12 protein-coding genes are annotated in these 10,579 nt (G+C 69.9%); 6 read left to right on the forward strand and 6 right to left on the reverse strand.

Annotated features, from left to right (window positions below; genetic code table 11):
* The first annotated feature begins 18 nt into the window (after positions 1 to 18).
* The 3 genes from KYX17_RS25150 to KYX17_RS25160 all read left to right on the forward strand — a co-directional run bounded on the left by KYX17_RS25150 (position 19) and on the right by KYX17_RS25160 (position 3,860).
* Complete coding sequence (locus tag KYX17_RS25150) at positions 19 to 2,544, forward strand: ATP-dependent Clp protease ATP-binding subunit (RefSeq protein ID WP_243230960.1); 2,526 nt, start codon at positions 19 to 21, stop codon at positions 2,542 to 2,544.
* Between the two features lie 80 nt (positions 2,545 to 2,624).
* Entirely contained in the window at positions 2,625 to 3,128 is a 504-nt protein-coding gene (locus KYX17_RS25155) for an amino-acid N-acetyltransferase (RefSeq protein ID WP_243230962.1), read from the forward strand.
* Positions 3,129 to 3,185: 57 nt separating this feature from the next.
* Positions 3,186 to 3,860, forward strand: coding sequence for a hypothetical protein (locus tag KYX17_RS25160; RefSeq protein ID WP_243230964.1), 675 nt, complete (start codon positions 3,186 to 3,188; stop codon positions 3,858 to 3,860).
* Here the strand turns inward: KYX17_RS25160 and KYX17_RS25165 are convergent.
* On the reverse strand, positions 3,857 to 4,711 hold the full coding sequence (locus tag KYX17_RS25165) for a PHB depolymerase family esterase (protein ID WP_243230967.1): 855 nt from the start codon (positions 4,709 to 4,711) through the stop codon (positions 3,857 to 3,859). The two genes, KYX17_RS25160 and KYX17_RS25165, sit on opposite strands and share 4 nt — an antisense overlap.
* Positions 4,712 to 4,797: 86 nt before the next feature.
* Here KYX17_RS25165 and KYX17_RS25170 point away from each other — a divergent pair, with 86 nt between their 5' ends.
* Entirely contained in the window at positions 4,798 to 5,145 is a 348-nt protein-coding gene (locus KYX17_RS25170; protein ID WP_243230969.1) for a MerR family transcriptional regulator, read from the forward strand.
* Positions 5,146 to 5,148: 3 nt separating this feature from the next.
* On the opposite strand, the gene KYX17_RS25175 is transcribed toward KYX17_RS25170, so the two are convergent.
* Positions 5,149 to 5,337, reverse strand: a complete 189-nt coding sequence (locus tag KYX17_RS25175) for a hypothetical protein (RefSeq protein WP_243230971.1) — start codon at positions 5,335 to 5,337, stop codon at positions 5,149 to 5,151.
* 4 nt (positions 5,338 to 5,341) lie between these two features.
* Positions 5,342 to 5,788, reverse strand: a complete 447-nt coding sequence (locus tag KYX17_RS25180; protein ID WP_243230973.1) for a GNAT family N-acetyltransferase — start codon at positions 5,786 to 5,788, stop codon at positions 5,342 to 5,344.
* Positions 5,789 to 5,827: 39 nt separating this feature from the next.
* Here KYX17_RS25180 and KYX17_RS25185 point away from each other — a divergent pair, with 39 nt between their 5' ends.
* Both KYX17_RS25185 and KYX17_RS25190 read left to right on the forward strand, forming a co-directional pair.
* The gene (locus KYX17_RS25185) at positions 5,828 to 6,307 is read left to right on the forward strand and encodes a GNAT family N-acetyltransferase (protein WP_243230978.1); all 480 of its coding nucleotides are present in this window, start codon (positions 5,828 to 5,830) and stop codon (positions 6,305 to 6,307) included.
* Positions 6,308 to 6,331: 24 nt separating this feature from the next.
* Positions 6,332 to 6,745 (forward strand): dehydrogenase, encoded by a 414-nt coding sequence (locus tag KYX17_RS25190; protein WP_243230979.1) that lies wholly within the window; start codon positions 6,332 to 6,334, stop codon positions 6,743 to 6,745.
* A gap of 254 nt (positions 6,746 to 6,999) precedes the next feature.
* Here the strand turns inward: KYX17_RS25190 and radA are convergent, their stop codons facing one another.
* The 3 genes from radA to KYX17_RS25205 all read right to left on the reverse strand — a co-directional run bounded on the left by radA (position 7,000) and on the right by KYX17_RS25205 (position 10,565).
* Complete coding sequence (radA, locus tag KYX17_RS25195) at positions 7,000 to 8,349, reverse strand: DNA repair protein RadA (RefSeq protein WP_243230986.1); 1,350 nt, start codon at positions 8,347 to 8,349, stop codon at positions 7,000 to 7,002.
* A gap of 47 nt (positions 8,350 to 8,396) precedes the next feature.
* Positions 8,397 to 9,269: a hypothetical protein gene (locus KYX17_RS25200; RefSeq protein WP_243230987.1), complete on the reverse strand. Its 873-nt coding sequence runs from the start codon at positions 9,267 to 9,269 to the stop codon at positions 8,397 to 8,399.
* A 183-nt stretch (positions 9,270 to 9,452) separates the two neighbouring features.
* Positions 9,453 to 10,565 (reverse strand): acyl-CoA dehydrogenase family protein, encoded by a 1,113-nt coding sequence (locus tag KYX17_RS25205; protein ID WP_243230988.1) that lies wholly within the window; start codon positions 10,563 to 10,565, stop codon positions 9,453 to 9,455.
* Between the last annotated feature and the right edge of the window lie 14 nt (positions 10,566 to 10,579).

Genomic DNA, 10,579 nt, shown 5'->3' on the forward strand with positions numbered 1-10,579 from the left:
GCCGGAGGAGTAGCCGCGATGTTCGAGAGATTCACCGACCGAGCCCGTCGCGTGGTTGTGCTCGCCCAGGAAGAGGCGAAGATGCTCAACCACAACTACATCGGTACCGAGCACATCCTGCTCGGTCTCATTCATGAGGGCGAGGGCGTCGCCGCCAAGGCGCTCGAGAGTCTGGGCATCTCGCTCGACGCCGTGCGCGAGCAGGTCCAGGACATCATCGGCCAGGGTCAGCAGCAGCCGACCGGCCACATTCCCTTCACACCGCGCGCCAAGAAGGTTCTCGAGCTGAGCCTGCGCGAGGCGCTGCAGCTGGGCCACAACTACATCGGCACCGAGCACATCCTGCTCGGCCTCATCCGCGAGGGCGAAGGCGTCGCAGCCCAGGTGCTCGTCAAGCTCGGCGCCGACCTCAACAAGGTGCGCCAGCAGGTCATCCAGCTGCTGAGCGGCTACCAGGGCAAGGAGCCCGCGGGCGTCGCCACCGGCGCCGGCGAGCAGGCCACGACCGGTGCGCAGGGCGGCTCGGCCGTGCTCGACCAGTTCGGCCGCAACCTCACCCAGGCCGCGCGCGACAACAAGCTCGACCCGGTCATCGGGCGCGAGAAGGAGATCGAGCGCGTGATGCAGATCCTCTCGCGCCGCTCCAAGAACAACCCGGTCCTCATCGGTGAGCCCGGCGTCGGCAAGACGGCCGTCGTCGAGGGGCTCGCGCAGGCGATCGTGAAGGGCGACGTGCCCGAGACGCTGAAGGACAAGCAGGTCTACTCGCTCGATCTCGGCTCGCTCATCGCCGGCTCCCGCTACCGCGGCGACTTCGAGGAGCGCCTGAAGAAGGTCACCAAGGAGATCCGCACCCGTGGCGACATCATCGTCTTCATCGACGAGATCCACACCCTCGTGGGTGCGGGTGCCGCCGAGGGCGCGATCGACGCCGCATCCATCCTGAAGCCGCTGCTCGCCCGCGGCGAGCTGCAGACGATCGGCGCGACGACCCTCGACGAGTACCGCAAGCACTTCGAGAAGGATGCGGCCCTCGAGCGCCGCTTCCAGCCGATCCAGGTCGCGGAGCCGAGCCTGCCTCACGCGATCAACATCCTGAAGGGGCTGCGCGACCGCTACGAGGCCCACCACAAGGTGCAGATCACGGACGGTGCGATCGTCGCCGCCGCGAACCTCGCCGACCGGTACATCTCGGACCGCTTCCTGCCCGACAAGGCGATCGACCTGATCGACGAGGCCGGCGCCCGCCTGCGTCTGTCGATCCTCTCGAGCCCGCCGGAGCTGCGCGAGTTCGACGAGAAGATCGCCAAGGTGCGCGAGCAGAAGGAAGCCGCATCCGAGGAGCAGGACTTCGAGAAGGCCGCGTCCCTGCGCGACGAGGAGAAGTCGCTGCTGGCTGAGCGGCTGCGCCTGGAGAAGCAGTGGAAGAACGGCGACGTCGCGACCACCGCGGTCGTCGACGAGGGCCTGATCGCCGAGGTGCTGGCCCAGGCCACGGGCATCCCGGTGTTCAAGCTGACCGAGGAGGAGACCAGCCGCCTCGTCTTCATGGAGAAGGCGCTGCACCAGCGCGTCATCGGCCAGGAAGAGGCGATCGCGGCCCTCAGCCGCACGATCCGTCGTCAGCGCGCCGGCCTCAAGGACCCGAAGCGTCCCAGCGGCTCGTTCATCTTCGCCGGCCCCACGGGTGTCGGAAAGACCGAGCTCGCCAAGGCCCTCGCGGAGTTCCTGTTCGACGACGAGGGTGCGCTCATCTCGCTCGACATGAGCGAGTTCGGTGAGAAGCACACCGTGTCGCGGCTATTCGGTGCCCCTCCCGGGTTCGTCGGCTTCGAAGAGGGCGGCCAGCTCACCGAGAAGGTGCGTCGCAAGCCGTTCTCCGTGGTGCTGTTCGACGAGATCGAGAAGGCGCACCCCGACATCTTCAACTCGCTGCTGCAGATCCTCGAGGAGGGTCGTCTGACCGACGGTCAGGGCCGCGTCGTCGACTTCAAGAACACGGTCATCATCATGACCACCAACCTCGGTTCGCAGGCCATCGCCGGCGGCCCGGTCGGGTTCCAGGTCGAGGGCAACGCGCAGACGACCTACGAGCGGATGAAGGGCAAGGTCGACGAGGAGCTGAAGCGTCACTTCAAGCCCGAGTTCCTCAACCGCGTCGACGACGTCATCGTCTTCCCGCAGCTGAACAAGACGGAACTGCGCCAGATCGTGGGTCTGTTCACCAAGCGTCTCGCCGAGCGTCTGCTCGACCGCGACCTCACGGTGGAGCTGTCGGATGCAGCCAAGGACCGCCTCATCGAGATCGGGTTCGACCCGACGCTCGGTGCGCGTCCGCTGCGCCGTGCGATGCAGCGCGAGGTCGAGGACCAGCTCAGCGAGAAGATCCTCCACGGCGAGCTCAACGCGGGCGACCACGTGAAGGTCGACGCCGAGGGCGGCCGGTTCACGTTCGACATCGCTCCGCGCGGCGAGAAGGTCGCGCTGGGCGCCAGTGTCGCCGGTGAGATCTCGGCCACGCCGGACATCGTCGCCGGAAGCTGACACCCCACGCACGAAGGGCCGGATGCACACCGCATCCGGCCCTTCGGCGTTCGTGCCGCATCCCGGCGTAGGGTTGCACCGTGAGCGAGTTCACCGTGCGGCCGGCGCGGACGGCAGATGTGCGTGCGATCCACCGGATGCTGGAACCGTACGTGCAGCGCCGCATCCTGCTCGGCAAGGACATCGTCGTGCTCTACGAGGCGGTGCAGCAGTTCCTGGTCGCGGAGGATGCGAACGGCGAGCTCATCGGATGCGGCGCCCTCCACGTGATGTGGGATGACCTGGGTGAGATCCGCACGCTGATCGTCGACGACGCCTGGCTGCACCGCGGTGTCGGGCGGGCGCTCGTGGAAGGTCTCGAGGAGCAGGCGCGCACGCTCGGGCTCTCGCGACTGTTCTGCCTCACGTTCGAGGTCGACTTCTTCACGCGGCGCGGCTTCGCGCCGATCGGCGAACACGTCGTCGACCCGGACGTCTACTCGCAGCTGGTGCGCAGCCCCGACGAGGGCATCGCGGAGTTCCTCGACCTCGCGCACGTGAAGCCCAACACCCTCGGCAACACGAGGATGCTCAAGCAGCTCTGAGGTTCGCGCGCGGAGAGCCGCCAGGGCGCGGCGCCGGGTGCGACGTAGCCTGGATGCGTGAGCTCTCCCACCCCGCGTCGTCGCCCGTCGAAGGCCGTGTACCGCCGTCGCCGCCTCGTCGCGCTGATCGGTCTGCTGGTCGTGGTCGGTCTGGTGTGGCTGTTCATCGCTCAGCCGTGGAACTCCGCCGCCGCGCCCGCGACGCCCGCATCCACCCCCGCTCCGACTTCGAACTCCTCGACGCCGGCCGCAACCGATCCGCCGGCGACCGATGCGCCGACGGACGAGGCGACGGCCGCCGGCGACGCTGCGGATGCCGGCATCCCCACGTGCACGAACAAGGACGTGAGCGTGGAGGCGTTGACGAACCAGTCCACCTACGCCGCCGATCAGAATCCGCAGCTCTCAATCCGACTGAAGAACACGTCCGGCGCGGATTGCACGATCAACGTCGGCACGACGAGCCAGACCTTCACGATCACCTCAGGAGAAGACACCTGGTGGCGCTCGACCGACTGCCAGAGCGAGCCCAGCGACATGGTCGTGACCCTCGCGGCGGGCCAGGAAGTGACGAGCGCGACCCCCATCACGTGGGATCGGACGAGGTCCGCGGTCGACACCTGCCAGAACGCGAACCGGCCCAAGGCGCCGGGCGGCGGGGCCTCGTACCACCTGGCCGTGTCGATCGGCGGCATCCCCTCCGCACAGTCGGCGCAGTTCCTGCTGAACTAACCGCCCAGCCCGAACGTCTCGGCGGCGAGGTCGGCGAGCGAGATGCTCGTGGCCGTGCGGCCGATCAGGCGCGGCCCGGGCTGGGGTCCGGGAACGGTGTGGCCGCCGCCGTGCACGGTGACGAACGTGACGGGCGGGTGGCTCGCTTCGCGCCAGTCGGTGCGCTCGACGCGCGTGCCGTCGGGATGGGGTGCCACATCCGTCCGTGTCGTCGGGGGCGAGGTGATGCCGTTGCGGCGGGCGAAGTATGCGGCGGTCTCGGGCGCGGAGAGGGACGAGCCGCCGACGCGGAACACGAGCTGCGCCCATCGCCGCATCCGTCCGCCCGCGTAGGGGACCACGGGATCCGCGGTGCCGTGCACGAGGAGAACCGGCACCGGATGCGGCGCGGGAACGACCTGGGGCAGCAGGAAGCTGTCGGGTTCGGGCAGTGTGGCGGCGACGATGGCGCCGCCGGCGAGCGGGGACGCGTCCTCGTGAAGCAGGCGCATGACCATCTGGCCGCCGTTGGAGTATCCGATCGCGTACACACGGTTCTCGTCGATGCCGTGCGTCTCGTGGAGGCGGGCGATCACGGCACGCGTGAAGGTGACATCGTCGATTCCGGCGAGCCGCGCGGGGAACCGGCTCTCGCGGCGCGCGTCGTTCCAGTTGCCGCGGTAGCCGTCGAGGTAGGCGACGAGCGCACCCTTGTCGGCCAGTGCGTCGTACGCGCCGCCCGTGAACGAGCGATGGATCTCACCCGACTGCCTGGATCCGTGAAAGACGAGAATCAGGGCCTGTCCTGCGCTCCGTTCCCCGACGACGGTGAAGGTCCGCATCCGCCCGTCGACCTCGATCTGCTCCGACATGAACTCCGCCTCTCCGGCCCGCTCTCGGGGCCGTTCGACACGATATGCTTTGACATCGTGTCAAGGTCAAGTCGGGGGAGGCGCGCGTGATCATCGGGGAGTTGAGCGATCGGAGCGGCGTCAGCGCGCGCTCGATCCGGCACTACGAGAAGCTGGGCCTCATCAGTCCGCAGCGCGGCGACAACGGCTACCGCCACTACTCGGACCGGGCAGTGCCGATGGTCGCCACGATCCACGCCATGTTCGAGCTCGGGTTCACGCGCGACGACGTTCGGGCCGTCCTTCCCTGCGCCACGGGAGAGAAGTCGCACGGTGACGCGGAGCTGCTCGGCCGGGTGGCAGAGATGCGCGAACGGGTGGCGGGCCGCATCCGCACGCTCAGCGAGACAGAGGAGGCGTTGGCCGGCTTCCTCGCCGCCAACCGGGTGCGCTGACGCTCACGGCCTCATGCCGCGCTTGCCGGCCGTGATGGCCACCACGAGCCCCCATCCACTGAGGCCTCCGGCGATCCAAGAGACGTAGTGCAGCCACGACGGCGCGCCGTTGAGATCCCAGATCATGAAGAGGGTCGCCAGGATGAGGCCGATGGCAGCGGCGACGATGCCGATGATGCGATCGCGGTGCATGCGGTCACGCTAGCGGCGTGGTCGGCTCCCGTTGCAGGAATGCGTCGATCTCGTCTTCGTGGTAGAGCACGAAGCCGTGCCGCTCATACAGGCGCCGGGCGGGCGACCCCTGCAGCACGTTGAGCCGCAGCGGTGCCTCGCCGGCGCGCTCTTCGAGCACGAGCGAGAGCACCCGGGAACCGATTCCGCGACCCTGGTGGGCGGTGGCGAGATAGAAGTGCTCGACCCAGACGCCGTCGGATGCGGGCCGCACGGCGATGCTGCCCGCATCCTCTCCGTCGACCACGATCACGCGGGTGAGAGCCGGGTCGAACGCCTTCAGGAAGCGCTGGCGCACGTACAGCGGGTCGTACCGGTCGAGCCGTTCGAGATCGGGCCGCATGACCTCCGCGCGAAGCTCCGCGATCCACGCCGCGTCGTCAGGGGTGCTCGGACGCAGGCTCCAGGTCATCCGTCCATTCTCCCGTGCCGGCGGGTGTGGAATGGGGAGGTGAGTCGTGCCGTGGTCCGCATCGCCTCCGCCGGCGACGCCGCGGCGGTGTCCGAACTCCTGCGCACGTACCACGAGCACACCGAGGCGGAGAAGGTTGCGCACGATCTGCAGGAGTTCGGGCCGCTCGCTCCTGCCTACGCCGCGGAGATCGCTGCGCCGGCCTTCCCGGGCTCGGATGTCCTGCTGGCCGAGGCCGACGACCGTGCCATCGGGATGGTGATCCTGCGCATCGCGGGAGCGGATGCGGAGATCAAGCGACTGTGGGTCGACCCCGCCGCGCGCGGCGCCGGAGCGGGCGGGGCGCTGATCGCCGAAGCGGTGCGACGCGCGACGGCGGCGGGGGCCGCATCCCTTCGACTCTCGGTGTGGGACTGGCGTCGTGACGCCCTCGGGCTCTACCGGAGCCGCGGGTTCGTCGAGGTCGCATCCTGGGAGACGAGGGAGCGCCTCGTGTGCCTGCGGATGCCGCTTCGCTGACGACGCGGCGGATACGCTGGGGAGATGGCCGGTAAGCAGAAGCGCGGGAAGAAGCAGCAGCCGCCGCTAGAGTTCCGCAACACCGCGCTGACCGATGCGCTGCAGACGCAGGACATGGCTGCCGTGGCGTTCGCGCTGCGGCACGGGCCCACGGTCGTCCCCCTCATGCGCACCGGTGAGAGCGACAACCCGCTGGATGCCGGCGAGGTGTGGACCTACCGAGACCCCAACACGGGACAGGTCGCGCTGCTCCTGTTCAGCGATGCCGCGCACAAGCCCGAGACACTGCCGCCCACGGTCGGGTTGCAGGGGCCCGACTGGCTGCGGAGCTTCTTGAGCGCGCACCGCGAGGAGATCACGACCGTGTTCTTCGACATCGCGGGACCGCATCCGCTGCAGGCGACTCCCGGAGACCTGCTGGCCGCACTCGAGGTCTGAGCCGGCGGGGCCTTCGCGCGTCACCAGGCGCGGTAAGGTCCTGGCCCGCGAGCGCCGCACCGATTCGCGGCCCCGCGAGCGCCACACTTCTGCGCAGATGCGCCAGTGAACCTCTGTAGCGGATGCGGAAAAGTGTGGCAGTTGCGCACCTGCGACGCAGTTCGGCAGAGGGGAACGCGTGCCCCCACGGGGCGGGGGCGGGGAGCCGCGGACGAGGCGCCCACCCGGCCACGAAGCGCGGAGCCGAGCCGGGGTCAGCGGTTCGAGGCGGCGGGGGTGGGGATATGCACCCGACCGAGGGCGGAGAGCAGGTCCTTCGCGCCGGAGTCGATGACCGTCGTGTAGCCGAGGCGGCCGGCCTCGGTGCGGCGCTGGGAGAGCTGGGCCACCGGACGCACCTCGCCGGTGAGACTCAGCTCGCCGATCGCGGCCACCTGGTGCCCCACGGGGCGGTCGGTCGCGGCACTGGCGATGGCGAGGGCGATCGCCAGGTCGGTGGCGGGCTCGGTGATCTTCAAGCCGCCGACGGTCGAGACGTAGATGTCGCGCTCGCCGACCCGCAGTCCGGTGCGGCGCTCGAGCACGGCGAGGATCATCGCCACCCGTGACGATTCGACGCCGTTCACGACGCGGCGCGGGTTGGGTCCGGATGCGGCCACGACGAGCGCCTGGATCTCGACCGGCAGCGCGCGGCGGCCCTCGAGGGCGACCGTGACGCACGTGCCGCTGACCGGGGCACCCTTGCTGAGGAAGAGGCCCGAGGGATCCGGGACCTCGCTGATGCCGTCTCCGGTCATCTCGAAGCAGCCGACCTCGTCGGTGGGGCCGAAGCGGTTCTTGAGCGCCCGGACGAACCGCAGCGAGGTCTGCCGGTCGCCCTCGAAGTGGCAGACCACATCGACGAGGTGTTCGAGCAGGCGGGGGCCGGCGATCGAGCCGTCTTTCGTGACGTGGCCGACGATGAGCACCGGCAGGGCGCGCTCCTTCGCGATGCGGATGAGGGTCGCCGCGACCTCGCGCACCTGGCTGGGATGACCGGCGAGCCCCTCGCTGAGCGAGGAGGAGACCGTCTGCACGCTGTCGACGATGAGCAACGACGGCTCGACGTCGTCGATGTGGCCGATGAGGGTGGCGAGGTCGGTCTCGCTCGCGAGGTACAGCTCGTCGTGCAGCGCACCCGTGCGCTCGGCCCGCAGTCGCACCTGCGCGGTCGACTCCTCCGCGCTCACGTAGAGCACCCGGTGTCCGTCGCGCGCCGCGCGCGCCGCGACCTCGAGCAGCAGGGTCGACTTGCCCACGCCGGGCTCTCCGGAGAGCAGGATCGCAGCCCCCGGCACGATGCCGCCGCCCAGCACCCGGTCGAACTCGGCCACCCCGCTCGCACGCCGCGGTGACTCCGCGGTGGTGAGCTCGGTGATCGGACGGGCGGCGCGCGCCGCGGTGGGGCTCACGGGCGTGAGCGAGCGCATCACCCCGGTCGGCTGCGCCGCCTCGACGACGGTTCCCCACTGCTGGCATTCGCCGCAGCGACCGGCCCACTTCGCCGTCGTCCACCCGCATTCGGTGCAGCGGAAGGGCGCGGGAGCGGGGCGACGGGTGGCCATGGTCTCAGGCTACGCGCCGCATCCGACATCCCCGGGCGGGGGCCGGGTCAGTCGGCCGCGGAGACGGAGACGAAGTCGCCGGGCTTGGTTCCACCGGTCGGCGAGAAGAGGATGCGCTGGACGTTGCCCGCATCCGCCGGGTCGAAGAGCAGAGGGCGGTGCGAGCCGGTGGTGGGGAACTGCTTCGTCGGCACGACGACGATGGACTTCACCCAGCGGCTCGTGCCCTCGGCGTCCTCGAAGCGCAGCGTGACCTCCGCCATCATCCGGGAGGAGTTCGGCTCGCGAAGCGGGGCGTCGGTGATCTCTGCCTCGACCGTCGCACCGCTCTGGAGCAGCTGCGTGGCGAGTTCGTTGTTGAGGCGGCGGCGCTTCTGGGCGCCCAGACGACCGAGCAGCGTCACCAGGGTCAGAAGGGCGAAGATGCCCGGCAGCCACCACTGCGCGGCGTACATGATCCACGCGCCCGCATCCCAGCTCTCGTTCTGCCCGAAGGTCGGGTCGACGGCGATGCCCACCGCGTCCGGGCTCGTCCACAGCGTGGTGGCGTACCAGGAGCCGAGGGTGAGGCCGGTCAGCACGATGGGCAGAGGACCGAGGAACGCGTAGCCGTCGGTGCGTCCGGAGTAGCGGTGATTCCAGGTGCTGTAGCCGCCGACCATGATGATCGTGGCGACGATGCCGATCGGCAGTGACCAGCCGCGCAGCCAGACGGGGATGGCGGTGTCCCACGTGCTGAAGACGCTGTTGAGACTCATCACGCGGAACTGATCGACGAAGCCGCCGATGCCGAATCCGATGAGGGCCGTGGTCGCCAGCGAGGCGACACCGAACACGAGCGTCGCGATCAGAGCCGTCGTGCTCCCCCGGTACTTCTCGTTTCGGCGGGCTTCCTTCTCGCGGGGATCGATGAGGCTCATCATTCCAGCGTATCCATGGCCGGGCTCACGACGAGACGGCCGGACGCCGAACATAAGGATGCGTGGCGACGGCCGCCGGGAACGCCGAGGAGGGGGGTCCTCGGCGTGCCTCGGGCGGAACATCGCCGCCACGCACCCCGACCCGGGCGCCGCTTCGCCGAGCGAAGGCAGCGCCCGGGGGTCTCACCCGCTCAGCACCCAGCCTCCGACGAGCTCGGAGCTGAACGGAACGGAGTAGGCCATGAGCGCGCCCGCCTGCGCGTCACGGAAGATGCGCTGGATGGGGGAGGAGACGAGGAACCCGCCGCCGCCGCCGATGCGGACCGCGAGGGCGGCCGTGCGCTTGGCGACCTCGTTGGCCAGCATCTTCGTCTCGGTCGCCGCGGGCATCGCCTCGGGGGAGCGCTGATCGGCGAGCCACGCCGTGCGCTCGGCCATGAGCGTCGCGGCGGTGAGCTCTGCCCACGCCATGCCGGTCTCCTGGCGGACCCACGTGGCATCGGCGAGGCTCGCGCCGCCGCGCACCTTGCCCGCGGTCACCGCGATCGCGTCGATCGCGGATGCGGCGATGCCGAGCGAGAGGAACGCGAAGCCGACCGTGATGAGGTTCGCGTAGTCGGGGGCCGGCGGCCCGGTCAGCCGGGAGCGCAGCAGGGGCGTGCCGTCGAAGAGGATCGTGCGGCTGCGTGTCGCCCGCATCCCCATCGTCTCCTCGATCGCCGGGAACGAGACGGTGTCGTCGACGGTGACGCCGAAGAAGGCGGGGGCTCCGTCGATCCGGGCGTTCAGGAACAGGTGATCGGCCGCCTCGGAACCCGAGACGAACAGTTTGCGGCCGGTCAGCGACCAGTCCTCGCCGACCGCATCCGCATCCTGCTGGGATGCCAGGAAGTGGTTGCCCCCGGCTGGCTCGCTCAGGGCGTTCGCGAAACGCTTGCCGGCCTTCAGCTCTGCGGCGAAGAAGGCGGCCTGTTCGTCGGAGGAGAGAGTCACGAGGGCGTGCGCCGCTCCGAGGTGCATGAGCCACACGGTGGCCACGGCCGGGTGGGCCGCGGCGAGCGTCTGCACGACCGCGCCGAGCGTCGCGTACGACAGCGCCTCGCCGCCGTGCTCGCGCGGCAGGAACGCGACATCCAGCCCCGACGCCGAAAGAGCGCGCAGGTGCTCGATAGGCAGGCGCGCTTCGGCATCGTCGGCGGCGACGGTCGCGGCGAAGCCGGTGGCGAGTTCGCGGGCGGTGTCGACCCAGTGCTGCTCGTCGGCGGGAGGGGCGACGGGGGACGGGCGGGTGAGCATGGACGGGTCCTTTC

This window comes from Microbacterium sp. CIAB417, assembly GCF_022788845.1.